Source organism: Vibrio sp. A1-1, from assembly GCF_021728175.1.
GTDB lineage: Bacteria > Pseudomonadota > Gammaproteobacteria > Enterobacterales > Vibrionaceae > Vibrio > Vibrio diabolicus.
The window spans coordinates 40,844-67,476 of the sequence record NZ_JAKKCL010000010.1; the positions used below are offsets into that span (position 1 = coordinate 40,844).

Annotated in this window: 26 protein-coding genes; 18 read left to right on the forward strand and 8 right to left on the reverse strand. The window is 46.0% G+C overall.

Features of this window, described 5'->3' with window-relative positions:
• Position 1: 1 nt before the first annotated feature.
• Complete coding sequence (prlC, locus tag L3V30_RS14840; RefSeq protein WP_225461813.1) at positions 2-2,044, forward strand: oligopeptidase A; 2,043 nt, start codon at positions 2-4, stop codon at positions 2,042-2,044.
• A gap of 75 nt (positions 2,045-2,119) precedes the next feature.
• Here prlC and asnC read toward each other — a convergent pair whose 3' ends face one another.
• Complete coding sequence (asnC, locus tag L3V30_RS14845) at positions 2,120-2,584, reverse strand: transcriptional regulator AsnC (RefSeq protein WP_005394393.1); 465 nt, start codon at positions 2,582-2,584, stop codon at positions 2,120-2,122.
• A 113-nt stretch (positions 2,585-2,697) separates the two neighbouring features.
• Between asnC and L3V30_RS14850 the strand changes: the two genes are divergently transcribed.
• From L3V30_RS14850 to L3V30_RS14860, 3 genes are all read left to right on the forward strand, one after another.
• Entirely contained in the window at positions 2,698-5,823 is a 3,126-nt protein-coding gene (locus L3V30_RS14850; RefSeq protein ID WP_237309204.1) for an EAL domain-containing protein, read from the forward strand.
• Between the two features lie 90 nt (positions 5,824-5,913).
• Positions 5,914-6,693 (forward strand): class I SAM-dependent methyltransferase, encoded by a 780-nt coding sequence (locus L3V30_RS14855; protein WP_005394395.1) that lies wholly within the window; start codon positions 5,914-5,916, stop codon positions 6,691-6,693.
• A gap of 186 nt (positions 6,694-6,879) precedes the next feature.
• Positions 6,880-7,452, forward strand: coding sequence for a hypothetical protein (locus L3V30_RS14860; protein WP_237309205.1), 573 nt, complete (start codon positions 6,880-6,882; stop codon positions 7,450-7,452).
• A gap of 72 nt (positions 7,453-7,524) precedes the next feature.
• Here the strand turns inward: L3V30_RS14860 and L3V30_RS14865 are convergent, their stop codons facing one another.
• Both L3V30_RS14865 and uspA read right to left on the reverse strand, forming a co-directional pair.
• Positions 7,525-8,403, reverse strand: coding sequence for a carboxylate/amino acid/amine transporter (locus L3V30_RS14865; protein ID WP_237309206.1), 879 nt, complete (start codon positions 8,401-8,403; stop codon positions 7,525-7,527).
• A gap of 64 nt (positions 8,404-8,467) precedes the next feature.
• Complete coding sequence (uspA, locus tag L3V30_RS14870) at positions 8,468-8,893, reverse strand: universal stress protein UspA (protein ID WP_005379165.1); 426 nt, start codon at positions 8,891-8,893, stop codon at positions 8,468-8,470.
• 281 nt (positions 8,894-9,174) lie between these two features.
• On the opposite strand from uspA, the gene ftnA reads away from it, so the two are divergent.
• From ftnA to L3V30_RS14885, 3 genes are all read left to right on the forward strand, one after another.
• Complete coding sequence (ftnA, locus tag L3V30_RS14875; RefSeq protein ID WP_005379167.1) at positions 9,175-9,702, forward strand: non-heme ferritin; 528 nt, start codon at positions 9,175-9,177, stop codon at positions 9,700-9,702.
• 91 nt (positions 9,703-9,793) lie between these two features.
• Positions 9,794-10,117 (forward strand): universal stress protein UspB, encoded by a 324-nt coding sequence (gene uspB, locus L3V30_RS14880; protein WP_005394407.1) that lies wholly within the window; start codon positions 9,794-9,796, stop codon positions 10,115-10,117.
• 180 nt (positions 10,118-10,297) lie between these two features.
• Positions 10,298-11,491 carry an NAD(P)/FAD-dependent oxidoreductase gene (locus L3V30_RS14885; protein ID WP_237309207.1) on the forward strand — a complete coding sequence of 398 codons (1,194 nt, stop codon included), beginning with the start codon at positions 10,298-10,300 and terminating at the stop codon, positions 11,489-11,491.
• A 96-nt stretch (positions 11,492-11,587) separates the two neighbouring features.
• Here the strand turns inward: L3V30_RS14885 and L3V30_RS14890 are convergent, their stop codons facing one another.
• Positions 11,588-12,931 carry a sigma-54 dependent transcriptional regulator gene (locus tag L3V30_RS14890; RefSeq protein WP_104970018.1) on the reverse strand — a complete coding sequence of 448 codons (1,344 nt, stop codon included), beginning with the start codon at positions 12,929-12,931 and terminating at the stop codon, positions 11,588-11,590.
• A gap of 435 nt (positions 12,932-13,366) precedes the next feature.
• Here L3V30_RS14890 and L3V30_RS14895 point away from each other — a divergent pair, with 435 nt between their 5' ends.
• The 5 genes from L3V30_RS14895 (at position 13,367) to L3V30_RS14915 (ending at position 16,682) form a co-directional block, all read left to right on the forward strand.
• Positions 13,367-13,918, forward strand: coding sequence for a BON domain-containing protein (locus tag L3V30_RS14895; protein WP_012841234.1), 552 nt, complete (start codon positions 13,367-13,369; stop codon positions 13,916-13,918).
• Between the two features lie 45 nt (positions 13,919-13,963).
• On the forward strand, positions 13,964-14,140 hold the full coding sequence (locus L3V30_RS14900; protein WP_005379177.1) for a DUF1328 family protein: 177 nt from the start codon (positions 13,964-13,966) through the stop codon (positions 14,138-14,140).
• Positions 14,141-14,148: 8 nt separating this feature from the next.
• Positions 14,149-14,346, forward strand: coding sequence for a hypothetical protein (locus tag L3V30_RS14905; RefSeq protein WP_048624594.1), 198 nt, complete (start codon positions 14,149-14,151; stop codon positions 14,344-14,346).
• A 103-nt stretch (positions 14,347-14,449) separates the two neighbouring features.
• A complete protein-coding gene (locus L3V30_RS14910) occupies positions 14,450-14,881 on the forward strand; it encodes a hemerythrin domain-containing protein (RefSeq protein ID WP_237309208.1) in 432 nt (143 codons plus the stop codon).
• A 142-nt stretch (positions 14,882-15,023) separates the two neighbouring features.
• On the forward strand, positions 15,024-16,682 hold the full coding sequence (locus tag L3V30_RS14915; RefSeq protein WP_237309209.1) for a diacylglycerol kinase family protein: 1,659 nt from the start codon (positions 15,024-15,026) through the stop codon (positions 16,680-16,682).
• A gap of 205 nt (positions 16,683-16,887) precedes the next feature.
• On the opposite strand, the gene L3V30_RS14920 is transcribed toward L3V30_RS14915, so the two are convergent.
• Complete coding sequence (locus tag L3V30_RS14920) at positions 16,888-17,286, reverse strand: hypothetical protein (protein ID WP_005379193.1); 399 nt, start codon at positions 17,284-17,286, stop codon at positions 16,888-16,890.
• A gap of 155 nt (positions 17,287-17,441) precedes the next feature.
• Entirely contained in the window at positions 17,442-17,879 is a 438-nt protein-coding gene (locus tag L3V30_RS14925) for a DUF2383 domain-containing protein (protein WP_005394423.1), read from the reverse strand.
• A 363-nt stretch (positions 17,880-18,242) separates the two neighbouring features.
• Between L3V30_RS14925 and L3V30_RS14930 the strand changes: the two genes are divergently transcribed.
• From L3V30_RS14930 to L3V30_RS14945, 4 genes are read left to right on the forward strand one after another with little or no spacing between them, the layout of a single operon-like run.
• Positions 18,243-18,491 (forward strand): hypothetical protein, encoded by a 249-nt coding sequence (locus L3V30_RS14930; RefSeq protein WP_005394426.1) that lies wholly within the window; start codon positions 18,243-18,245, stop codon positions 18,489-18,491.
• A 46-nt stretch (positions 18,492-18,537) separates the two neighbouring features.
• Positions 18,538-19,050, forward strand: coding sequence for a hypothetical protein (locus L3V30_RS14935; RefSeq protein ID WP_167427035.1), 513 nt, complete (start codon positions 18,538-18,540; stop codon positions 19,048-19,050).
• On the forward strand, positions 19,040-19,390 hold the full coding sequence (locus L3V30_RS14940) for a hypothetical protein (protein ID WP_031780395.1): 351 nt from the start codon (positions 19,040-19,042) through the stop codon (positions 19,388-19,390). The genes L3V30_RS14935 and L3V30_RS14940 overlap by 11 nt, the downstream gene beginning before the upstream one ends.
• A gap of 43 nt (positions 19,391-19,433) precedes the next feature.
• The gene (locus L3V30_RS14945) at positions 19,434-20,504 is read left to right on the forward strand and encodes an AI-2E family transporter (RefSeq protein ID WP_005394430.1); all 1,071 of its coding nucleotides are present in this window, start codon (positions 19,434-19,436) and stop codon (positions 20,502-20,504) included.
• A gap of 18 nt (positions 20,505-20,522) precedes the next feature.
• Here L3V30_RS14945 and L3V30_RS14950 read toward each other — a convergent pair whose 3' ends face one another.
• A complete protein-coding gene (locus L3V30_RS14950) occupies positions 20,523-22,970 on the reverse strand; it encodes a bifunctional diguanylate cyclase/phosphodiesterase (RefSeq protein WP_237309210.1) in 2,448 nt (815 codons plus the stop codon).
• 191 nt (positions 22,971-23,161) lie between these two features.
• Positions 23,162-24,070, reverse strand: coding sequence for a DMT family transporter (locus tag L3V30_RS14955; RefSeq protein WP_237309211.1), 909 nt, complete (start codon positions 24,068-24,070; stop codon positions 23,162-23,164).
• Between the two features lie 168 nt (positions 24,071-24,238).
• Here L3V30_RS14955 and rmuC point away from each other — a divergent pair, with 168 nt between their 5' ends.
• Both rmuC and ubiE read left to right on the forward strand, forming a co-directional pair.
• Complete coding sequence (gene rmuC, locus L3V30_RS14960) at positions 24,239-25,771, forward strand: DNA recombination protein RmuC (protein WP_237309212.1); 1,533 nt, start codon at positions 24,239-24,241, stop codon at positions 25,769-25,771.
• Positions 25,772-25,849: 78 nt separating this feature from the next.
• The gene (gene ubiE, locus L3V30_RS14965; RefSeq protein ID WP_005379210.1) at positions 25,850-26,629 is read left to right on the forward strand and encodes a bifunctional demethylmenaquinone methyltransferase/2-methoxy-6-polyprenyl-1,4-benzoquinol methylase UbiE; all 780 of its coding nucleotides are present in this window, start codon (positions 25,850-25,852) and stop codon (positions 26,627-26,629) included.
• Positions 26,630-26,633 lie beyond the last annotated feature (4 nt).

Below are 26,633 nucleotides of genomic sequence, written 5' to 3' on the forward strand. Positions count from 1 at the left end.
CATGTCTAATCCTCTTCTGACGTTTACGGACTTACCTCCGTTTTCTCAAATTAAACCAGAACACATCAAGCCAGCCGTTGAACAAGCGATTGCTGACTGCCGAGCGAAAATCGATGAAGTTCTAAAAGATAATGCTCACCCAACTTGGGACAGTGTGATTGCGCCAATTGAAGAAGCGGATGACCGCTTAAGCCGCATTTGGTCGCCAGTGGGTCACATGAACTCCGTGGTGAACAGCGAAGATCTGCGTGAGGCGTACGAAAGTTGTTTGCCAATTTTGTCAGAGTACGGCACTTGGGTTGGTCAGCACAAAGGCCTGTACGAAGCGTACAAAGCGATTAAAGCCAGTGATGCATTCGCAACGCTGACTCGCGCTCAACAAAAAACCATCACCGATGCGTTACGAGACTTTGAGCTATCGGGTATTGGTTTACCATCCGATGAGCAGCACCGTTACGGCGAAATCAGCAAGCGCATGTCTGAGCTCAGCTCTAAATTCTCTAACAATGTACTGGATGCCACCATGGGTTGGACCAAGCACATCACGGATGAGAAAGATCTCACGGGCATGCCAGAATCGGCGCTGGCAGCAGCGAAAGCCGCGGCAGAAGCAAAAGAGTTAGATGGTTACCTCATTACGCTGGATATCCCATCTTACCTACCTGTCATGACGTACTGCGACAACCAAGAGTTGCGTAAAGAAGTGTACGAAGCGTATGTAACACGCGCCTCTGATCGCGGTCCAAATGCTGGTAAGTGGGACAACTCAGAAATCATTACTGAGCAACTGAGACTGCGTCACGAAATTTCACGCATGTTGGGTTTCAATACTTACAGCGAGAAATCGTTAGCAACGAAAATGGCCGAAACGCCAGATCAAGTGTTGGGCTTCTTGAATGACCTAGCGACACGTGCGAAACCGCAAGGTGAACGTGAAGTCGAAGAGTTGCGTCAGTTTGCGAAAAGTGAGTTTGGCGTTGAAGAATTGCATGTGTGGGATATCGCTTACTACAGCGAGAAACAAAAGCAGCACTTGTTCCAAATCTCGGATGAAGAACTGCGCCCGTACTTCCCTGAGTCTAAGGTTGTCAGTGGTCTGTTTGAAGTGCTAAACCGCGTGTTTGGCATGACAGTTACTGAGCGCGAAGGCGTGGACACTTGGCACGAATCTGTGCGTTTCTTCGATATCTTTGACGCTGAAGGCGCACTGCGTGGCAGTTTCTACTTAGATCTCTACGCACGTGAGCACAAACGTGGCGGCGCGTGGATGGATGACTGTCGTGGTCGTCGTATTACGCTCTCTGGCGAACTGCAAACGCCGGTGGCTTACCTAACGTGTAACTTCAACCGTCCAGTGGGCGACAAGCCAGCACTGTTTACGCACGATGAAGTTGTGACACTTTTCCATGAATTTGGTCACGGCATCCACCACATGCTGACGCAAGTAGAAACTGGCGCGGTATCAGGCATTAATGGCGTACCTTGGGATGCGGTTGAATTGCCAAGTCAGTTCCTGGAAAACTGGTGTTGGGAAGAGGATGCTCTGGCGTTCATTTCTGGTCATTATGAGACAGGTGAGCCGCTACCGAAAGCGATGCTAGATAAGATGCTCGCGGCGAAGAACTTCCAGTCGGCGATGGGCATTTTGCGTCAGCTAGAATTCGGTTTGTTCGACTTTACTCTGCACACCGAATACGACCCAGAAGTGGGTGCACGCGTTTTAGAAACGCTGGCGAAAGTGAAAGAGAAAGTCGCGGTGGTTCCAGCCGTTGAGTGGGCGCGCTTCTCGCACAGCTTTGGTCACATCTTCGCTGGAGGTTACAGCGCGGGTTACTACAGCTATCTGTGGGCTGAAGTGCTGTCGTCAGACGCGTATTCTCGCTTTGAAGAAGAAGGTATCTTCAACAAAGAAACGGGTCAAAGCTTCCTGAACAACATCTTAGAAATGGGTGGCAGTGAAGAGCCAATGGAGCTGTTTAAGCGCTTCCGTGGTCGTGAACCACAAATTGATGCGCTATTGCGCCATTCTGGTATTGCAGCGTAAGCGCACGCTGTCTTTTAAAAAATACTAGGGCCAACCATTCGGTTGGCCTTTTTTTGTCCATTTTTTATAAAAAATTCACGGATTCACACTGCGGTTAATTGGGTTCTGCAGCGATATCAATGTCTCCGTAGACTGAACCTCATCAATGGCTTGCAGCTTATCAATCAGCACAAATTGCAGTTCTTCAATCGATTTGCACATCAATTTGACGAATATGTTATACGCGCCCGTGGTGTAGTAAGCTTCAACGACCTCGTCGAGCGCGTTGAGTTTTTCTAGCGCGGAATGGTAATCGCGAGCTGCGTTTAGGTTAATACCAATGAAGCAGCACACATCGTAGCCGAGCTTTTTGGTATTTACGATCACCTCCGTTCCTTCGATGATGTCAGCCGATTTCATCTTCTCAATACGCACATGGATAGTGGCAGGGCTGACATCGAACTGCTTTGCCATTTCTGCGTAGGGCGTTCTGGCGTCAGCCATCAGTGTTTTTAATATTGCGCGGTCAAGGTCGTCGAGTTTCGGCAGGCTCGCATTCATACTATTATTTCCGTTAGGGATAGAGTTTTACCTCCCTTTTATACTCATAGCGGATAGGATTCACAAGGTTTGGCAGGAGTAACTGCGGGTTAACTCCGAGCTATGGAGATAATGTGCAGCGTTTTCTGGTTATTGTCGCGCTATGTTGGAGCGCGTTTGCCGCGGCCTCAGATCCGAAAGTTTTGGTCGTGCACTCCTATCATCAAGGTTTTTTCTGGACGGATTCCATACAGCGAGGTATCGAGCAGCAATTGGGTGATCGATCGCTGGATATGCGCGTGCTCTATTTAGACTCGAAACGTAACCAGAGTGAGCAGTTTTTCGCTCAGCTTGAATCCTTATATCGTACGAAATTAAGCAAAGAACGATTCGATGCCATTTTAGTGAGCGACAACAACGCGCTTGAACTGATGCAGCGTTTGGCGCTAATCATCAAAGACACCCCGGTTATATTTAACGGCATCAACAATTATCATCCTTCTTTGCACCAATCCCTGAACGCAACAGGAGTAACAGAAGATGTCGATTTGGAGGCAAATTTAGCCCTCATAGAGCGCCTACACCCTGATTACACTCAAATTCTTATTGTCAGTGACCATTCCGTAACGGGAGAGGTATTACGCTATCAAATCGACGATTTTGTACATGAACATCCGCAATATCGCGACAAAATCGTGCAAGTTATTCCCGATAGTATCATTGACTTAAAGCAACAAGTGGCGAAGCTGAATAAAGATAAAGTCGTCCTGTTTTGGACCTATTACCGAGATAAACAAGGTGTGGTTGGCAGTGAACGTGACTGGATTGGCGTCAACAGAGCCTCAAATGCGCCGCTGTTTATGGTGCACGACATTGGCTTAGGGCATGGTGCGGTTGGTGGCGTGATCCAAAGTGGTTATCGGCATGGCATTGAGAGCGCTGAGATACTTGAGTTTGTGTTGGATAACCCTGACCAAGCTCTGCCAGCCGTGAAGAAAAGTGATTCTGAAATCAAGCTAGATTATCAAGCTGTAGTGCGCTGGGGGCTGGGGGCTGAGCAAGAGGTCTCTGCGGTATTTTTTAATAAACCGATGAAGTTTTCTGAGCGTTTTGCCAAAGAAATTCGCTTGTTTGGTAGCCTGTTTGTGGTGATGTCGGTGGTCATTTTGTTGATGGGTTACTATTTACAGCGGATGCGTCGCAGCGAGAGTGCCGCGCGAGAAAGCCAAGCCATCTTAGAATCGATTTTTGATCAGAGCATGCAGTATATGGGCATTTTGGATGCCAACGGTGTACTTAAATCGGGCAACGATCACCTGCAATCTTTGCTGTATCACCAAGGGCTGCGTTTAGATCGACCACTTTGGTTTCATCCCAATTGGAGTGAGAAAGCGCAAGCGTTGCTTGAGGCGTATTTCCACGCGCCTCACCATCAAGTGTCGACGTTTGAGGCTGAAATTTGGAGTAAAGAGCACGGTACATTGGTGTTGGAAATTTCACTCAAGCCTTTTTCTCAGCAAGTAGGAAATCAAAAGCAATACTTGTTTGAAGCGCGCGATATCACTAGTCGTAAGTTGATGGAAGATAAGCTCTATCAACGCGAATCAACCCTGCGTAACTATTATGAGCAACAGCCAGTCATGATGGTTACGCTCGACAGCAACAATCGCATTCAAGAAGTGAATCGATTTGCTCAGCTACTCCTAGGCTACAAACCGATGGACATGCTCGGACACCGCCTAAGGGAGTTTTATTTTGATGACAAGGTACTGTTTCCTCGCCAAGTGCTATTGCAACCCAATCAACAGGTGCATGGGGTCTGGCGAAGGGAAGTCGAGTATCGCCATGCAAATGGTCATCGTGTTTGGGTACGTGAGAACATTCGTCCACTGAGTGAATCTGATCAGCTGTTGATTGTGGGTGAAGATATTACAGAAACCAAACAGCTTTCCGAGAAACTGGAATATCAAGCGCGCTATGACTTACTGACAGGGACTTATAACCGAAACCACTTTGAACTAGAGCTCAAGACCGCACTGCGTGAGGTGGACAGCCATCGTCGCGTCCACGCCATGCTGTACCTCGACTTAGATCAGCTAAAAGTCCTCAATGATACGGTTGGGCATGATGCGGGTGACGCGGCGATTCAATTTTGCGCCAGCATGTTAGAGGAAGTGCTGCCATACAATTCCATCTTGGCTCGAATGGGAGGCGATGAGTTTGCGGTACTACTCAAAGATTGCGACGAATACGGCGCGATTAATATCGCTAAACTGATCATCTCGACGTTGAGTGAACATCTCTTTATTTGGGAAGATACACGCTTGTTCATCAGTTGTTCTATTGGTATTCGTATCATCGACCATACGGCAGAGACGCCGCAAATGGTGCACGCTCAAGCAGACTCTGCGTGTCATGCCGCCAAGGAGCAAGGCCGTAACCGCTACAATCTGTTCAGTTTAGATAACGAAGAGCTACAACGTCGCCAGATGGAAATGCAGAGCGTCAATTTGGTGCATGAGGCATTGTCGAATCAGCGTTTAGAGCTGTTTGCTCAACCGATCAAAAGCTTACAACAGCACGATGCTCAGATGTATTTTGAGATTTTAGTGCGCATTCGCAATGGATATGGTGATTATGTTTCTCCTGCATTGTTTATTCCTGCTTCCGAGCGCTACAACATTGCGCATTGGATTGATAAACAGGTCATTACTCAAACGCTAGAATGGTTTGAGCAACGCCCGGAGGTGGTTGAAAAACTCGGTCGTTGTTCGATAAACCTTTCAGGTCAATCTATGGGGAATCAAGAGTTTATCGATTTCTTATTGGAACGACTGGAACGTTCGTCCATGCCGTGTGAAAAAATCTGTCTAGAAATCACCGAGACAGCAGCGATGAGTAATCTTGAGCAAGCCATTGAGCTCTTCACCAAGCTCAAAGCGTTGGGTTGTATGATTGCATTGGATGATTTCGGCTCGGGCTTGTCTTCATTTGGTTACTTAAAGAAACTTCCCGTTGATATCGTGAAAATTGATGGCCTTTTCGTGCGAGATATCAACGTAAATGAAATGGACCGTGTAATGGTTCGCTCGATCAATGACTTGGCAAAACAGCTAGGCAAAGTGACGGTGGCGGAGTTTGTCGAAAATGACCAGGTCATGCAGCATTTGATAGACCTCGGTGTGGACTACGGCCAAGGCTACGGTATTGGGCATCCTCAACCGCTTTCTGAGTTAGTTGAGCGACTGACGGCTGAGTAGTCCTGTCATATCAAGCTCAACCTAGCATTGAGAGGTAACTTAGGTATACACTCAGCGCCAGTTACCGCGATTTTTTATTGGAGCCTCCTTTTGCAACTGCAATTGATCTGTGAAGACCCGTCTCAACAACCTCATCTGGATGAACTGGCAGCGCGCTGGCAGCTTTCTCACACTGACGAGAGCGATTTTGCTTTGGTGCTGACCACCGAGCGTTTAGAGCTGCGTAAAGTGGATGAGCCAAAGTTGGGCGCTATTTTTGTCGATTTAATTGGTGGCGCAGTGGGACATCGCCGAAAATTTGGTGGTGGTAAGGGCCAAGCCATCGCAAAAGCCGCAGGTTTGAACAAAGGGGCAACGCCAACCGTTCTAGACGGCACTGCGGGGTTGGGACGTGACGCATTCGTTTTGGCTTCGCTCGGCTGTAAGGTACAGATGGTGGAGCGACACCCGGTAGTCGCAGCGTTGCTGGATGACGGCTTAGCGCGTGCGAAACAAGACCCTGAAATTGGAACTTGGGTATCAGAGCGTATGTCGCTGATCCATGCCTCCAGTCATGATGCATTGGAACAGCTGGCACAAGATGAAGACTTTGTTCAGCCAGATGTGGTGTATCTCGACCCTATGTATCCGCACCCAGAAAACAAGAAGAAATCGGCGCTCGTAAAAAAAGAGATGCGCGTTTTCCAATCGTTGGTTGGCGCCGATTTGGACGCCGATGGTTTGCTAGATCCTGCCATGGCGTTAGCCACAAAACGCGTGGTGGTGAAGCGCCCAGACTATGCAAACTGGCTGAACGAGCAAAAGCCGACTATGGCGATTGAAACCAAAAAAAATCGCTTTGATGTCTACGTTAAAGCCTCAATGGCATAACTTCCTGACCGCTCAACTTTTCTTGTCACAGTACGGTGTATCGTGCTGTGATCAAGCCTCTCTTTCTGAATCGTTACTGATAGTTTTCTCTTGCTAATTCTCCTCCCTGACTGTATATCTAACTAAGAATTATTATTATTTCACTTGTTGTGATGCGGTCGATAATTGGGAAGCTGGAGTAGTAGAATGGCTAAACGCTTATGTAAAATGAGTCGTAAACAGATCGCGGCGGAGCTTGGCGACATCCATCGTTTAGTTGTCGCACCAAAGTTTGTTTGTCGCTCTTGCGCACGCTCTTCAGCGGCCAAAGATACCTTGTGTAAGCCAGCCGTTATTCCGCCGCAAAAATGCCAAGACAAGCCACTGAACGAGCAACAATCATGTGGCTTATTGGCTGAAGCGCTGCCAGTACAACCGATTCCTGTGACAACAAAACAAAGCAACGAAAAAGCAGCAATTGTGAAGCGTGTTGTTGAGCGCGTGAAAGAGAAAAAGCAAGCCGAAAAATCCTTGGAGCCAGTAAGAACCGACGCACCAGTATGGTTTGATTTAGCGGATAAAAAATCGCTTAAGAAAGCGAAAAAAGCACTGAAAAAGCACTATAAGCAGCAGAAGAAGTTGTTAAAAGTAGCGAAAAAACAACAAAAGTTACTTAAGCGTCAGCGCAAGCTGGAAGCGCGCAATGCGAAGCTAGAAGTGTTGTTGCCAACGTCGCCCAAGGTGTTGATGAGCGCAAGTTCGCAAATGAAAGTGCATTAATCTAATCCAAAAAAACGCTCTCCAACTGGAGAGCGTTTTTTATTGTCGGTATGTGTGTTGGGAGCGGTTGCGTTACTTCTTGGCGTAGCTCATTTCGACGCGCTTTTTCACCCAGGTTTCGTTAATCCATAGCGATAGCATGATGATCGCACCGCCAATGGCGAGTCGCATGACATCAACATCGCGGTTCCAAATCACAATGTTCACAATCAAACCTGCTGGCACTAACGCGTTGTTCATTACTGCAAGTGCTCCTGCGTTCACCATGGTTGCGCCTTTGTTCCACGCGAAGTAACCAAAACCGGAAGCAATTAAACCAAGGTACGTCAGAATGCCCCATTGCGTTGCGGTGGTGGGTAGTTTTTCGAGGTTGCCCATCAGAGCGAAAGCCACGGTTGCTACACAAAGCGCACCTAAGTAGAAGTAACCAAACACGGTGTGTTGTGGCAAATCAACCGGTTCACTTTCCATGATGTATTTGTAGCCTACCTGACCAATGGCAAAACAGAGGTTTGCTCCTTGTACGACCAAAAAGCCCAACAGGAAGTCTTCATTAATGCCTGCAAACTTAATCCAGGCTGCGCCAAATACAGCAATTGCCGCGGTAACCAAATACCAAGGTGAAAAGCGACCTTTCAAGAAGTCATAGATAAGCGTGACGTAAATGGGTGTGAATACGGTGAACAGCAATACTTCTGGCACGGAAAGGAGCAAAAAAGATTGGTAGTAGAAGCAGTACATCAGACCAAGCTGAAAGCCACCGACCGTCATCAGTTTCGCGATTAGGGATTTGCTAACGCCACGGAATTTTAAAAAGGGAATGAAAACCAGACTCGCCAGTGCCACGCGCATGAACACCGAGAACCAAGAATCAACCTGACCAGCGAGGTAAACGCCGATCAGGCTAAATGAGAATGCCCAAAGTAGGGTAACTGCGGATAGATAAGCCATGGATGAGAATCTTTATCAACAACAAATGTGCCCGCAGTCTAACCAAGTTTTAACGTCGCGCCAATCAGTCTTTTAGCGGTACGACCAGCATATCGACTGGAGAGCAGTTAATCAGTTGTCGAGTCGAAGACAGAATCTTGCTCCAGAAATCTTGGTGATGACCACAAACCACCAAGTCAATACTGTAATCTTGAATGGTATCGCACAGCTCATTACTCAAATCGCCACTACCGACCAACGTATGGGCTATTGGGTATTGCGCATATTCTGCGAAATTCGCCAATTGTGTGCGCGACGCTTCCATTGCTTGATGTTGCGCTTCTGCCATATTGATGTCGATAAGCCCGGTGTAGAGCTCTGCGTAGTTCACGTCGATGTGAATAAAAGAGACTTTCGCATCCAGAGGTTTAGCCAGTGATACAGCTTTTTTAATCAACACTTTACTGTCGTCTGACAGGTCGACTGCCACAAGTATGTGTTTGTAACTCATATTGCTATCTCCTTGTAAGGTCATAGTTTTAGATTAGCACTAACCCCCAAAAAAATTTGCTGAAGTGATCTCATATCAGTGTCGTAGGTACAAAGTCTTGTCTCAGTAATCATGTTATAGTGGCGTTATACCCAAGTGACTTTGAGATGCGGAGTCCAGCGCTCCGTTACTGACTATAGTTCAAGTAAAACCTTGCCTCTGATGTAGAGCAAGTCAATCTCGCGGCGTCGTTTATTTCGAGGTTACTTGGGTATATTGCATGCACATTAATAGGAGTTAACATGCTGTCTCAAACTATGGTCGAACAATTGAATGAGCAAATTAACCTAGAATTTTTCTCATCCAATCTATACTTACAAATGAGTGCTTGGTGTGAAGACAAAGGTTTTGAAGGTGCGGCTGAATTTTTACGCGCTCACGCCGTAGAAGAAATGGAGCACATGCAACGATTATTCACCTACGTAAGTGAAACTGGCTCAATGCCAATCTTGGGCGCTATTGATGCACCAAAGCATGATTTTGCAAGCTTAGGTGATGTTTTCCGCGAGACCTTCGAACATGAGCAAATGATCACGGAAAAAATCAATAAATTGGCGCATGTTGCATTTACTAGCCAAGACTACTCAACGTTTAACTTCCTACAGTGGTACGTGTCTGAACAGCACGAAGAAGAGAAGTTGTTTAAAGGGATTTTAGATAAGATCGAATTGGTAGGTGAAGATGGTAAAGCATTGTTCTTCATCGACAAAGATCTAGCACAAATGGCGAAAGAAGGTTCATCTTCAATCATGGATGCTCCAGCTGCGTAAACGCGTTTTTTGACGCTATAAGTAGCGGGTAAAGACGAAGCATTGATAGTCTTTTTCTCTTGAGCATTGTTGAAGATGTAGGGAGGAAAAGATGATCAGTGGAGACACAATCTTATTTGCGCTAATGGTGGTAACTGGAGTCAACATGATCCGGTATCTCACCGCTCTTCGTTCTCTAATTTACATCATGCGTGAAGCGCATCCGTTGTTATATCAGCAAGTTGATGGCAATGGCTTTTTTACCACCCATGGAAATGTCACCAAACAGGTGCGTTTGTTCCACTACATCAAAAGTAAAGAATATCACCATCACCACGATGAGATTTTTACTGGTAAGTGCGAAAGGGTGCGTGAGCTATTTGTTTTATCGACCGCTTTGCTCGGTGTAACCCTACTCGCGGCCTTCATTCTTTAACGAATCAATAATCTAGCGAGTTAATCTCCTAGGATTGCACGGGCATGCATAGCGCTTACCGTTTAAGCGCTTTTCCCCTTCGAGATTTGTCGGTAGAATGTCGCGCCTAGAAAGCAAGGATGTGCAATGTGCACATCCTTTTTTATTTCGATTCGATACCAATCAGTCTAAGAGCTACCGATGAGTAAGAAATTTGATGTTGTTGTAATTGGCGCAGGCGCAGCGGGTTTGATGTGTGCTGCAGAAGCTGGCAAGCGAGGCCGCCGTGTTTTGGTGCTCGATCATGCTAAAAAGCCAGGACGTAAAATCCTTATCTCAGGCGGTGGCCGTTGTAACTTCACTAACTACGATGTTTCAGCCAGCAACTACCTATGCCAAAACCCGCATTTCGTTAAGTCTGCGCTTTCCCAATACACTAACTGGGATTTTATCTCGATGGTGTGTAAGCATGGTATTGAATTTGAAGAGCGCGATCACGGTCAGCTGTTTTGTGTCGATGCGTTTACGGCGAAAGACATCGTGAAGATGCTGCTGGCTGAATGTGATATGCCGAATATCGAGCAGCGTTACCAATGCGATGTTCACTCAATTGAGAAAATCGATGAAGGCTTTCGTTTGCATGCTGGCACTGAGATTGTTGAGTGTGAGTCTTTAGTTATCGCAACAGGTGGCTTGTCGATGCCAAAACTGGGGGCGACACCATTTGGCTATAAAGTCGCGGAACAATTTGGTCTTCGAGTTACCCCAACTACGGCAGGGCTGGTGCCATTTACGTTGCATAAAGAAGACAAAGAAGATTTTGCTGAGTTATCTGGTATCGCGGTACCTGCGGAAATTACAGCTGAAGATGGCACCATGTTCAAAGAAGCCCTGTTGTTCACACATCGTGGTTTATCTGGCCCAGCCGTTTTACAGATTTCATCATTCTGGCGAGCGGGGCAAAAGGTGTCGATTAATCTGGTGCCAAACGATGATGTTGCCGAGTTATTAGAACGCAGCCGTGAAAAGCATCCGAATCAGTCGCTCAAAAATACGCTCGCTAAAGTGCTACCAAAGCGCTTGGTTGAAGTCTTGATTGAACGTAAAGAGCTGGTCGATAAACCGCTAAAGCAGTTCAATCAAAAGGAGCTTGCGGCGATTGTGGCGCGCTTAGAACATTGGGATATCGCCCCGAATGGCACTGAAGGCTACCGAACCGCGGAAGTGACACTAGGCGGTGTGGATACCGATCACTTATCTTCGAAAACCATGGAATGCAAAGACATCAAAGGGCTGTACTTCATTGGCGAAGTGATGGATGTGACTGGCTGGTTAGGGGGCTACAATTTTCAGTGGTGCTGGTCGAGCGGCTTTGTCGCGGGTCAGTGGGTGTAATCAAACGCTGCACATCCACATAAAAGATAAGATAAAAAAGAGCACTGAATCGTATTCCGTGCTCTTTTTATATTCTCATTGTATTCCCACAGCGAGTTACTCGTCTTGATACTTTTCGAGTTTGTTGTAGAGCGTTTTCACGCTAATGCCTAACTCTTGCGCAGATTCCGTTTTATTGCCTTGATTCTCTTCAAGCGTATTGAGAATGGCGGCTTTTTCTAGCTCTTCTAGCGAAACGCCCGCTGGAACAAGGTCTTCGATGCTGGTGCCTGTTTCCAATGGTGGCGTATCGAAGATCAGGTGTTCATCTCGGATAGTGTCATCAGCCAAAATAAACGCGCGCTCGATCGTGTGTTTGAGCTCACGGACATTACCTGGCCAATCGTGTGCAGCGATTTTTTGGATGGCAGAATCAAGAATGGTTTTGGTTTTAGCCTCATTTGCGTTGCGGTGCGCGATAAAGTGCTTAGCCAAACCGACGATGTCACCGCCTCGCTCTCGCAGCGGCGGTATCGTTAATGGAAAGTGCGATAAGCGGAAAAACAGATCTTCACGCAGGAACTGCTCTTCAATGGCGACTTTAGGATCACGGTTGGTGGCGGCAATGATGCGAGTGTTGGCGATATGCACCGTATTACTGCCCACTGGGCGATACTCTCCGGTTTCCAAAACACGCAATAGCTTCACTTGATGCTCGATAGGCATCTCGGTGATTTCATCTAAAAACAGCGTGCCGCCTTCTGCCTGTTTAAATACACCTTGGTGAGTTTTATTCGCTCCGGTAAAGGCGCCTTTTTCATGGCCAAACAGTTCACTATCGACCAATTCTGGGCTAATCGCACCACAGTTAATCGCGATAAAGGGTTGTTGCTTGCGATCACTGGCTAAATGAATGGTCTGTGCCACTAACTCTTTACCCGAACCGCTTTCACCGACAATGAGGACGTTGGCTTCTGTTTTTGCGACGCGTCGGATCATGCGATAGAGCTGATGCATTGGTGATGAGGAACCCACCAAAAGGCCAAATTGGTCGAGATCGCTAGTGGACACTTTACGTCCTTGATCTTGTTTTTGCTGATAGTACTGGCTGACTTCGCTTAGGGTGTCCGTCAAAATGGCAATATCGACGGGTTTTCTGTAGTGAAAAATTGCACCTAAGTTCATTAGCTTATCCAAATTTTCGTTTGGAGCACCAGAGCTAATGATGATCAAGTCCATATCGTAGATGTCTTCGATATTAGAAAGGCGCTGGTAATCTGCGCTAGTAAAGTGGGCGACTTCAACAATCGCAACTTCCGGTTTGAGTTGTAGGAAATCTTCAATCCAACCATCTGCGGCATCGGTATTATGCAGACGAAATTTGTTCAGTTCCTGGCAAGAGGCAATAGCATCTTTAAGTGTCGGGTCTTGTATTCGTAGAAACAGGCTTGGCAACGACATAGAAATGTCCTCTTTACTATGACAGAAACAATGTACGTGGATTATTCTAAGTGCACAAGACAAAATATTGTCAGCAGAGATTTAAGGGTCTGTAGGCTATTTTAATTTTGTTTAACCTATCTTGGTATATATCAGTAATAATTCTGATAAATATTGCTTTTTTATTCGGGTGTCTCACGCTTTAAATAATAATTCTGCGATTAAGTGAAGTCGAAGAAATAATGTCTCATCTTTTGTTGGCGTATTATGTGATTGATTGCGAAATTATTAACGATTAAAAATTACATTTCTTCTGTGTAAATAATTCATACTTATATTGTCTTGTTCGTCTTATTTTTATGTCTTGTTTTTATTATTCCTTTAAAAATAATAAGTTACAAACTTGGCACATGGTTTGCTCCTATGGAAATACAACGTCAATAAAGGAGAATTACCATGAATAACATCGCAGCTAAAATTGTACTTACGTCAGTTCTTGCTACTTCATCTACAGCAGTCTTAGCGAGTGATAAATGGGAAAAAGAATCCATGGACGCTTGGCTAGATGGTAAAGCTGAAACGACGCTGCTGCTAAACAGTAACCTTAACTCTTTTGATATCAACACCGATGTTGAAAATCAGGTAGTTACCCTTTCTGGTTCGGTAAACAATGACCTTGAAAAATCGCTTGCCGAAGAGCTTGTAACAGGTCTTGATGGTGTGAAAAAAGTAAACAACGAATTGTCAGTGGTGAATGAAGGTAAGAAAGAAACCGATTCAGAGGCATTAGCCACACTGACCGACTCTAAAATCACGACTATAGTTAAAACTCGCCTACTGATGGATACCAATGTAAGTGGTACGGACATTGATGTAACGACGGAACGTAAAACGGTAACGTTGGCAGGTAAGGTTAATTCAGATGCGGAGCATGATCTTGCACTTTCAATTGCAAATAATACCAATGATGTAAATAAGGTGATTGATAAGCTAGAAGTGGTTCAATAATAACGAGCCGAGTGACCTAACCCAATTTTATTAGGAGGTAACACTATGGTTCGTTGGATGTTTATTTTTCTGGCTTTGGCACTGATTTCTGCACTACTAGGTTTTACTGGTATTGCAGGGGCGGCGGCCTCTATCGCGCAGGTGATATTTTACCTATTTCTATTGTCATTAATTGTATCAATAGTGATTGTTCTGCTAGGAAGAAAAAACGTAAATAGATAGGAGATTTCATGCGACTTACGTCATTAATTTACCGTATCGCCGCAGTATTTGGTTTGGTGTTCGCACTGGCTGCTTGTAGTGAAGAAGGGCCAATGGAACAGGCAGGCAAGAAGATAGATGAAGCCGCCGAAGAAACTCAAAATGCGATTGAAGATGAGTGTGAAAATATTAAAGAGAACTTGAACGCAGAAGACCAAGATTGTTAGTCGAGTCAGGTCAGCTTTTTGTTCACAGCAATGTAAGAGAAGGGCGGTCAATCACCGCCCTTCCTTTTATCCCAAGTGTTTACAATCAGATGAGGAGTCAAAGATGAAAAACATATTTGATGTACTAAAAGAGAGTCATGAAAAGCAACGCCTTTTACTCGATGCTCTGATGGAAACGTCTGGAGATTCCCCTGCACGCGAAGAGTTTTACCACAATCTGAAGGATGAACTCGAACAGCACGCCGTCGCAGAAGAGCGCTTTTTCTACGCGCCTTTAATCGAGAGCGATAAAACCATCGATCTTACTCGTCATGGCATCGCAGAGCACCACGAGATTGATAAAGTGATTGCGCAGCTTGATGCAACCGACATGAGCTCGCCAGCATGGCTCAACCTCATGAAAACTTTGCGTCACAAAGTATTGCACCACCTCGAAGAAGAAGAGCAGCGTTTTTTCCAATTGGCCGGTAAGGTGATGACCGATCAGCAGAAAATGAAACTAGCGGATAGCTACGTCGAAGAAATGTCTAGCTAGGTGGAGTATTGGTCCTTTTCGTGCCATTTCGGTACGGGAAGGGGCCCAATCAAAGCGTTTACCAAGCTAATTAGCCTAAACTAAAACCAGCTTATTCTCACTTTCACTAAAAAAGCGCACTCGCTGAAGGCAAGGAGAGCGAATGTTTATCATCAAATATTATATTCTTGGCGCTCTGATCAGTTTATTGGCCGCTATTTATATTCCCCAAATCATGGTTAGCCTGTTGTTCTTGTGGGTATCTCTTTCTTTAGCATTAGTCAGCGTAGCCTACGTTTTCGACATTCCCTCCATTTTTAGAAAAAACCAAGACGGTAAGATTGTCAGGTGGATCCGCTGGGCATTCATCCCCTTTTTGCTGGGCGCTAGAGCGTATAATGCCTGGGAAAGACGGCGCGATACTGTGCCTCCAATCCAAAAAGTCAGCGATAATTTATACCTCTCCCGTCGGCTATTTCAGAGTGACTTAGATTTTCTCGAATCCAATGACATCTCTTGTATTGTCGATGTCACCGCAGAGTTTGCTGGGCTTGAAAGTGCGATGACCGACAAGCAGTTTCATTACCTTTCGATTCCGGTACTCGACCACAAAGCCCCAACGCTAGAGCGCCTTCGCCATGCGATTAACTGGATTGATACGCAAATCTCGTGCTCGCGAGCTGTGGTTGTGCATTGTGCGTTAGGGCGTGGTCGATCGGTGTTTGTTGTTGCGGCGTATCTACTGAGCAAAGATCCGTCGCTGACGGTTGAATCTGTGATGAAAAAAATCAATGACGTGCGCAGTACCGCGAGATTGAATAAATTGCAGATCAAAACGTTACGAGCGATAAGTGAAAAAGGCGTACTGTGTCTGGATCAGTCCACTTGGATGGTGGTTAACCCTGTTGCAGGTGGCGGAAAATGGGAGGAAAACGAACAGTACTTGATTCGTGAACTAACCAAAAAATATCGCTTGAGTATTCATCAAACCACCACAAATCTCAGCGCTGAGCAGCTCACGCTGCAGGCAAAAGAAAGTGGTGCTAAGCAAATTATCGTAGCGGGTGGCGATGGCACAGTGACGGAAGTGGCGAGCCAGCTGGTAGGTACCGATATCAAACTCGGTATTGTTCCGCTCGGAACCGCCAATGCGTTATGTCATGTGCTCTATGGAGTTGGCGCAAAATTCTCACCAGTCGAAAAAGCGTGTGAAGCATTGCTAGCAGGTCACTGCCAACGTATTGATACGGCTGAGTGTAATCAGAGGCTTATATTGTTAGTCCTAGGTATTGGCCTAGAGCAGAAAATGATCGAGCATGCGCAGCGAGAAGAGAAAAACACCTTTGGACAATTGGCCTACTTAACGGGCTTTTTTAACGCGGTGGTGGCGGAAGAGACGCAGACGTTGACTGTTGCGATGGATGCGCCATTTGAAGATGGAAACCGCGAAAATGGATCACAAACGCTAGAAGTTCATAGCTTTGTCGTTGCGAACATCGCTCCTTTTAGTACGTTGCTCGCGCAAGGTGGTGGTGCTCCGCAGCCTGACGATGGCAAGCTGCATATCACGTATTTAGATAACACCGAATCTTTAGGCGGACGCCTCATCGCATTGTCTGATCTGACATTAACCAGCGTAGGTGCGCAGGAGGAATCGACTCATTTTCAATACGCGACGGCTCAGAATGTCACTATTTCTGCGAACAAACCGATTGAGTATGTGATTGATGGTGAGCTTTATTCTGATGAGCAATTAGCGATTAAGCTTCGTCCAAAATCGTTGAATGTATTTGTCCCAAGCGGGAGAAGTAAATCGGCTTAGCTTTAAAACAGATAAGCAGTGGATAATGCGCGATTTGCCTAGTGCTTTATAGCGCGCCTTTGTTTACCGGTTTAGTCATAGTTTTGAGGGAACCAATAAGGTCGCTGCGTAGGTGCAGCGGCTTTTTTATATCGGCATTTTTTGTATCTGAGAGAGCGTCTATTTGTCGTTCTCGAAGTGAAAGGAAGAAGGGGGGTGAGTATGACTACTCACCCTGGGGTAAGTGCTTTTCAATTTCATCGTTTTCGACTTGTAAAGCAGCTAACCAGTAAGAAACAAGCGCCGTTAAGTTGGTGTCGTCAATGGCTCTGAGTAGCGCTTTTAAATCATCTAACAATAACTTGTTCATGAAATGCATTTCTTTGTAATTACCTAGTTCAGCAACGCCGTATTCGGTGGCATTTTCCGCAATGAATTGTTCACCATCTTGGTCGAAGAACAACTTCGCCATCTTTTTGATCATCACTTTTTCTATTTTAACGAATCGATACGCCGCTCTTGCGAGTGTCATATGCGATTGCGGATTAACGAGAGGCAAACACGTTTGGCGATGGTGTGTCATTTTTACGAGTAGCTCCCTTACTCGATTATTATCCAATGTCATACTGACCTCTTTATTTATGACTACCGTGTTGATTACTCGGTTTAGTGTTTTCTAGTTTTGGTTGTATTGAGGTGCCAGTGGTCTTATCAGAAATGGCCAAAACGAGTTGGCCATTTTCTCTGCCAGCGCTTGATTGCAAAGGCGACCACTATGGATCAGCTGATAAGGCTGATGCTGCTGAGCTTTTCTTTACAGCTTTTGATATCACTGCGAACTTTCAGTAGAACCGAATTATCCGCTTGCTCTGGGTGGCTAGTAATTAGGTTTTCGATCTCTTTGAGCACCTTGCTTTCAACACCTTCGAGCTGTTCCAAATACATGGACTCTTTGTCAGAAGACACCTCCTTCATCACATCGCTGTATACCTCACGCGCTTTAATGGTGTAGGAAACCGGAGTGTCGTCGGCAGAGTCTTCCTGGTTATTTGCCAATGTGTAGGGAGTAAGCTCAAGCACCGCTCGCTCACGTACTCTAAGCAGTTCTACCAACACATTATTCAAAGAAGTGTTGTCAATGTTCTCAATGGCCTTGTTGTAAATGTCATTTCCGCTCTCGATAAGCTCAATGATTGAGGCGATATTTTCATTTTTCATATCTCACTCCTGATTTGGTTGGTGATGGGAGTGTTTGTACGTATGGGGAACAAACACCAATGTTTCATCTTTAGTTGCAGGTTGTATGCCAATGAATGTTATTTTTCTATTAATCAATTGGTTATGAGTTTATTGCGCAAGAATTGGAGGGTTGCAGACGAGGCGCTAAGAAAAAATTACAAGAATGTTGGGGAAGTCTGGAAAGAATTACACGTACAGATAAGGATTTGTCGTGAAATAAAACAAAAACCAATTAAAAACATGTGCTTATAATTTTGGCACGAATATGGCTTTGTAGTGAGTAAGTGAGTTCAAAAGTTGTTTCACTTGATTTACTACTCAACTCATCAACGGAGGCTAGTTATGGCTACAACAAAAGAAAGCACAGTAAAACCTCAAGAGCAGTTAGAAGAAGCATATCACTTAGCGGAGCAAGCCACGACGGAAGCCGTCGGCGCAATGAAAGACCAAGCTAAAGAGAAATTTGATGTGGGCGCGGAACACGTTCAGCAGGCGACCAAGTCGGCAGAGAACGTTATCAAGGAGCGTCCATTGCTGAGCATTGGTTGTGCCTTCCTTGCGGGTTGGGCGGTTTCGAAGCTGATCAAATAATCGCGGTCCAACGGATTAAGCCACATAACAGAAGGCGAGGGTTCCAATGAATAACTCCGGACAAGTCACCAACCAGCAACCGGGCTCGGCCGCAGCAGACAGCGGTCGAGCCCCAAGTGGGGCAGAAGAGCAGGATATCCAACAAACCATCAATGGTTTGAGCAGTATTCTTTCACAACTGGACCAATTGACTCAATCGCTGAAAGCGTGGTCGGGTTCAACGTTGGATTTGTTCCTCTTGGAGGTGAAAATTAATGCGTCCGCAGCGCGACAGATTTTGCTGTGCGCCATTGTTTTTACCTTATTGTCGGTATTGTTCGTGTTCAGTTTGTGCCTTGCCTCTGGTGTGGTGGCTTATCAGCTGACCGCTAACGTGTATGTTGCCGTGGGCGTATTTATTGCGTCCTTAGGTTTGGCATTACTGTCTTTAGCTTGGTGGCAGAAGCGTTTAGTTGGTTTCCTTGGATTCAAAAATACGACAGAACAGTTGCAGGAGGGGTGGGATGCGCTCGCTACAAAAGCTCAATCGAGCCATGCGAATCAAGCGGATGGAAGGTAAGGCATCTTTAGAGCAATGCTGCTTGTCGATGGAAATGTTCACGTTTACCACTAAGAAGTTTGTGAAAGAAAATCCTTGGACGACGCTAGGTATTAGTGCTGTCGTTGCTGTTACCGCTGCCAAAGCGGGTCGATTGTCTCGACTGACTTCCTCTATCTCTTCCATGGGGCTATTGGCGAGTAGTGTCTCCGAACTGACGGATTCGCTTGCCAAGCCAGTTATGGCAGCGTCTTCTAACCAGTCGGGCGTAGAACAAGGTCAAAATGCAGAACCACAAGCAAGCAATACTGCTTCGACAGAAGAGACCGCGACAGAAACAGAAGTCGAGCAACCCCAATAACGGCTTTCGCCGATAATCATTCCTACCGACCTTGAGCCTTTTTATGACAGCGAAATTGAACATCCCTGCCAACACCGCGATTGGTGCAACCCTTCTTGTCTTATTGCTCGTTCCTGGGCTGTATTTTGCTAAGCCAATCTTGTTACCTATTGTGCTTAGTACCTTTATTTCTCTGTTATGCAGTCCTTTCATTAACTATCTTGAAGACAAAGGTTTACCGCGCGCGATTACCGTCGTGGTGACTCTGTCATTCTTGGTTGGTGCTTCAATTATTGGCCTTGCTGCCATGTCGGAGCCTGCCAAGCAGTGGTGGTCTGAACTACCCAGTATCGTGAAAAATGTGTCGCAAGAAGTGAGTGAAGTGACTCAAGCCTCGGCGGATCACCTTAATACGCCGCTGAATATTGCCAGCGATATGGGTATGGATGAAGTCGGGAACAATACCGTATTTTCTTTGGTGAAGACACTCGCGACCACGACGCCGACCATTTTGACACAAGCGATGATCGTGCTGTTTATGGTGTATTTTATGCTCAATCATGGACGCAGCTTATTTCGAAAGTCAGTGTCGTACTTGCATGGGTTTGCCAAGCAGCGCCAAGCGATTGAACTGGTCAAAGCACTACAGAAAGACCTATCTCGATACATTGGCACTATCACGTTAGTGAATGCGGGACTTGGGTTGAGTGTTGGGGCGGTGTTTTTTGTTTTAGGCCTTGAGGATCCGTTCTTGTGGGGTGCGTTTGCTGGCGTGATGAATTTTGCGCCGTATCTCGGCCCAGTCATCTCCATGGTGAGTTTCGGTTTTGTGGCTTATCTGCAGTTGGAGTCGGTCAGTTTTATGCTCACTGTGGTGTCTATCTATTTGTTGATCAACTTGATTGAAAGTCAGTTTGTCACGCCAACGTTATTAGGGAAAAGATTCAATTTAAATCCGTTAGTGATCTTCGTTTGGCTCGTGTTCTGGGGTTGGCTTTGGGGCGGTATGGGGCTCTTAATCGGTGTACCGCTATTGGTTTGCATTAATATTTTGGTTGAGCGTCTGGAGCTGTGTCAATCAACTCAAAGTCAACCAAGCCAAACCATCCCCGAGGATGTGGCTCCACGAGAATGACTTGGGCGACAAGCTGGCTCAACGAAAAAGTTTTTCCGCACTTACTGGTCGGCTAAAAAGATACCCTTGACCGTAAACACAGCCTTTTTCGAACAAGTAATCGGCTTGCTCCTGAGTTTCTATTCCTTCCGCTACGACTTTCAATGACAGTGTTTTGCCCATGGCGATAATCGCATTCACAATCGCATTGCTATCGCTATTGCTGGGTACATCACTGACAAACGAACGATCAATTTTCAGCTTATTGATGGGTAAACCTTTCAAATAAGACAAAGACGAATAGCCTGTGCCGAAATCATCCAGAGAAATCTCGATACCTAACCCTCTTAGTTGATTTAACGACGCAATGGCTTGTTGAGGGTCGATCAGTAAAAAGCTCTCGGTGATCTCCAAATCCAGCCGTTGAGCAGGGAAACCAGTTTGATTGAGGATATCGCTCAATCTCTGAATGAAATTCGATTGCTGAAGCTGTAATGCCGACACATTAACCGCAATTCTGCCAAACTCAACGCCTTGTTTCAGCCAAGCATTTCCTTGCTGACAAGCGTGTAGCAAGACCCACTCGCCAATGCTTTGGATAAGCCCCGTTTTTTCTGCAATTGGAATAAAGTCGGCTGGTGGTACAAGGCCAAATTCGGGGTGCTGCCAGCGTAATAAGGTTTCAACGCCAACAATCGCATGTTGCTCCAAGTTATATTGTGGCTGGAACTCTAATCGAAGTTGCTGTTTTTCTATCGCTTGATGCAAAGCAGATTGAATGCGCACATGGGATACCGATTTATCGGTTAAATCTGGTGAGTAAAATGCGTAGCCGTTGCGCCCATTTTTCTTCGCTAAGTACATCGCCGTATCTGCGTTTTTGAGTAAGGTTTCGCTGTCTTGGCCGTCTCTTGGGTATAAGGCTATGCCAATACTGGTCGAGACGCGCAGTGAGTCGTGATTTGCCAAGTCGAACGGTTGTTGGAAAACGCTGAGAATATCGCCGACGGTTTCCAGCAAAGCCACATCACTGTGGACGTCCGGCAAAATGATCACGAACTCATCGCCGCCAATACGAGCCACATGCGCATTTAAGTGAAGAATATCTTGCAGACGGATAGCCAACTTAGACAGCAACTGATCACCACAAAAGTGACCCATGCTATCGTTGATGTGCTTGAAATGGTCGATATCCAGAAATAGGGTGGCAAACGTCTGTTGGTTCTTGTGCCCGGTTTCAATGTGTTGCTCAAGCAAGCTAAGTAAATGTGTGCGATTAGGCAGATTCGTTAACGGATCATAAAAGGCCATGCGCTGCAGTTTTTCTTCGTGTGCTTTACGCACGGAAATATCTTCAAATACACAGATGTAGTTAATGAGATGATTTTTATCGTCCATTACGGCACTAATGGTCGCTAACTGCGGGTAAATGCTGCCATCTTTCTTTCGGTTGATGAACTCGCCTTTCCATTGACCTTTGGTTTCGAGCTGATGCCACAACTGTTTATAGAAGCCTTGGTCATGATGACCAGATCGCAGAATTCTGGGGTTCTTTCCAATCACCTCTTCAGAGCGATAGCCGGTGATTTGAGTAAAGGCTGTGTTTACATCAATGATGTTGGCATTGCGATCAGTAATGACCATGCCTTCTTGTGAGTTATTAAAAATTTTGGACGCCAATGAGAGTTGCGTTTCGACCATTTTCCGGCGTGTGATGTTGCGCGTCATGCCCAGAATGCCAATTAAGTTTCCGTCATTATCACGGACAGGAGACTTAATGGTTTCTAGCCAAGTTGGGTTATTGTTTTCATCAATTTGGCGGCATTCTTCGACGATGTTCAGCGTGCCTGTCGCCACGACCAAGTTATCGGCCTCAATGAACTTCTCTGCTCGCTCGTGGCTAAATAGTGCGAAATCATCTTTGCCGATGATCTCACTGTTGGTCTTTTGCCACGCATTTTCTACGCTTCGATTGGTCATCGAATAAAGACCATCCATGCCTTTTATCCAAATATGGTCTTCAAGACAGTCGATAAACTCTTGCAGCGTCGGTAATGGTGTGGTCGCTGCAGTTTGATGGCGTGTTCGTTCTTGCTGGTAGTGTGAGCTGACATCAAAGCTCATTCGCCCCACTAATGCACTCAGCCAAGCAGACACTACCGTGATTTGATCGTCAGGGTGAGTTAGCGCTAATACGGCAAACAGATCGCCATTTGGTAGCCAAATTGGACCTATGCTCAAGGTTTGCTGTCCAAAGGATGTGTGGCTTATCGTCAAGTCTGTCGGTTTAAATTGAGCGGCAACTTGCACTACCACTTCGACGATAGCGCAATGATTTTGAACCGAGGTGGACACCTCAGTTGATAGCCACTGCTGGGTATCGCTCAGAGTATAAAGTTGTCCCTGAGCTTGAGTAGCATCACAGCATTGTTGCAGAGCCTGTTGCCAGTCTGCCATCAAAGGCGAAGGAATAGCGAAGCGAAACATAATTAATAACGTGTCCTGAAGCGCCCAAAGATAGTGGTATTAGAATCTAGCTTAAGCTATTGGGCCGTGTTGGTATCGTATCCAACGCTTAGGTAATTCCCAGCAGCGTAAGGCGCTTTCTATCATTAAACTGTTAGCTATATCTCTTTTTTATCCAACTCATTGCATCGTTTATTGAGGTTTTTTGTTCATCATTGAGAAGTGCTCATGGCTTTGTTTTTTTTACCCCACGATACTTGTTGGACCACTAATCCACTGATGATTAGTATTAAACCAATCAAGGTTGATGGATGAATTTCTTCACCAATGATGGTTGCCAATAGCATCAGTGAGATGAATGGCGAAGCAAAGATCAGATTACTGATGCGGGCAGTGTTTTGCGTCGATTTGAGGGCGCTCAGCCATAGGACGAAAGTAATCCCCATTTCAAATAGCCCGACATACGTCACCGCTGCCCAACCTTTAATTGAGATTGCCTGCCAGCTCGCTCCTTCATAAAGACTTAAACCAATGGCAAATGGAATAGCGACCAAAAAACCAAGTAATACACCAACCACAGGGTCGGCCTTATTTTTGGTGTTTAAAATCCAGTAACCAGCCCACAACAGTGTCGATAGCAGCGCCAGCCCCACGCCCAACGGGCTCTCGAATTGCATGCCGAGAACATTGCCTTGTGTGGCAATCACAATCACGCCTACATAGCTAAAACCGCAAGCGAGCCAATCTTTAGCTCGGATCTTCTGCCCTAAGAAAACAGCAGCCATTAGCGTCAAGGTAATGGCCCAGCTGTAGTTAATTGCTTGGGCTTGAGATGCAGGCAGCAAGTCATACGCTTTAAAGAGAATGACGTAATACGCCAAGGGGTTAATCAACCCAAGCAGTAGGTAATACCAAGGGTTTGAGAGGAAGGTGGCACTTAACTGGCCCAACTTGCCTTGCACACCACAGATTATCGTCAGCGCAAGCGCAGAGACGATACTGGCAATGCACAGCATTTGGATTGGCGTAAATTCTGCCAACGTGAGTTTAAATGCGGTTGCAACGGTAGACCAAAGTAATACTGCTGAGAGCCCAAATCCTAGGGCGCGACGCTCGTTCATGATGCCTCTGCGTGATGATGTGCCGCTCGGTTTGGTTCATTTGAGCGGAAGAAAGAATATTATAGGAAGGCCTAGTGTATGCGAGGATTTTTCATCCAACAAACTGGACATTTATCCAGTGTCTAAATACCATTGTTATAGATACAAAACACAGGCTAACTCGCTATTATGCAATGGATTCTTGAGTACCAATCTCTCATTCTCTCTTCTCTTTGTGCTGCCACGCTTAGTGGTGTCGCCGTCGGTTGGTGGGTGAAACAGCGTTTTATCACCCAAACTCAGCTTCTCGAACAACAACTTGTTTCAGAAAAGCAGCTTCACCAACAGCAGCTTGAACAGGTTAAACAAAGCCTTGCCGATGCCCAGCAAGAGTTGGATGAATTAGATGATGAGCGCGATAAAGCCGCGTTTGAAGTACGCCAAACACACGGAAAGCTGATGGCCGCAATGGAAAAACTGCGTTACTTCGAGGCTGTAAAGCAAGAGCGCCAGCAATACTTTGATGAGCTTGGTCAGATGCGTGAGCACAAATCACGTCTAGAAACGCAACTGCGTGAGCAGCAAGCACGTCATGAGCAAATCAACCAAGCCAATGCCGAAAAACTGCAAATTCTAGAGCAAGCGGAGGCGCGTCTGAAACAGCAATTTGAGCACTTGGCCAACCAATTGTTTGAAGAAAAAACCGCGAAGGTCGATTTGCAAAACCGTCAGAGTTTGGAAGGTTTGTTGTCACCGCTCAGAGAGCAGCTAGAAGGATTCAAAAAGCACGTTAATGACAGCTTTAGCCAAGAAGCTAAAGAGCGCCATACCTTAGTGCATGAGCTCAAAAACCTGCAACGTTTGAATGAGCAAATGACGCGCGAAGCGGTTAACTTGACCCAAGCGTTGAAAGGGGACAACAAGCAGCAAGGTAACTGGGGAGAAGTGGTGCTCGCTAGGGTGCTTGCCGAGTCTGGCTTACGTGAAGGGCACGAATATCAGACTCAGGTGAATTTGCAAAATGAAGCAGGCAAGCGCTACCAACCTGATGTGATTGTTCATCTCCCACAAAACAAACAAGTGGTTGTGGATTCCAAAATGGCGCTGGTCGCCTATGAGCGCTATTTCAACGCCGAAACTGATGCTGAGCGAGATCAGGCTTTGAGTGCGCACTTAGCCGCACTGCGTGCGCACATTAAGGGTTTAAGCATGAAGGACTACCACAAACTTAAAGGTATTCAGAGTTTGGACTATGTGCTGATGTTTATTCCGGTTGAGCCTGCGTTCCAAGTCGCGATTCAAGCCGATCCAAGTTTGATCAAAGAAGCGATGGAGCAAAACATCATTTTAGTGAGCCCAACAACGTTGCTGGTGGCACTGCGCACCATTGATAATCTATGGCGCAATGAACGCCAGAACGAAAACGCCAAAATGATTGCGCAGCGCGCGACAAAACTCTACGACAAATTACGATTGTTTGTAGACGACATGGAAGGGCTCGGCGGTGCGCTGGATAAGGCGAATCAAAGCTATCAAGGCGCAATGAACAAGCTTGCTACAGGGCGCGGGAATGTGATTCGTCAAGCCGAAAGCTTTAAGCACCTTGGGGTTGAAATCAAACGACCAATTTCTTCTGACCTCGCACAGTTAGCGCAGAGTGATTCATTTTCAGAAAATGACCCGTTAGTAGAAAGACATCCGGCTGAGGATAAAGTAAACTAATCGCCCGCAGTGCAGTGGGCGATTTTATTTGTCAGCAAACGCCCCGCAGAGAGAAAGCGCTGCCTAAGAGGAATTAGAATGACGGACACAAGTTTGCAATCCAATACAGCGTTAGAGAATGAAACCACCCACTTTGGTTTCTCTACAGTGGCAAAAGACGAAAAAGTGACTAAGGTTGCCGAAGTATTCCACTCCGTGGCAACAAAATACGACATCATGAATGACCTGATGTCTGGTGGTATTCACCGCCTTTGGAAGCGCTTCACTATCGATTGTAGTGGTGCTCGCCCTGGCCAACGTATTCTTGACCTAGGTGGTGGTACGGGTGATTTAACGGCGAAATTCTCGCGCATTGTTGGCGATGAAGGCCATGTCATCCTCGCTGATATCAATAATTCAATGCTTAACGTTGGCCGCGATAAACTGCGCGATAACGGAATTGTGGGTAACGTGCATTACGTTCAAGCCAACGCAGAAGAACTGCCGTTCCCAGATGATTATTTTGATGTCATCACCATCAGTTTTTGTTTGCGTAATGTGACTGACAAAGACAAAGCGCTTCGTTCAATGTTCCGCGTACTGAAGCCAGGCGGCCGTCTATTGGTGTTGGAATTTTCAAAACCAGTGCTAGAGCCGTTATCGAAAGTATACGACGCATATTCATTCCACTTATTGCCGAGAATCGGTGAGCTAGTTGCGAATGACTCAGAGAGTTACCGCTACCTAGCGGAGTCAATCCGTATGCATCCAGACCAAGAAACGCTGGAAGGCATGATGCAAGACGCAGGTTTTGAAAACACCAAATACTACAACTTAACTGGTGGTATTGTGGCTTTGCATCGCGGTTATAAATTCTAAGGGT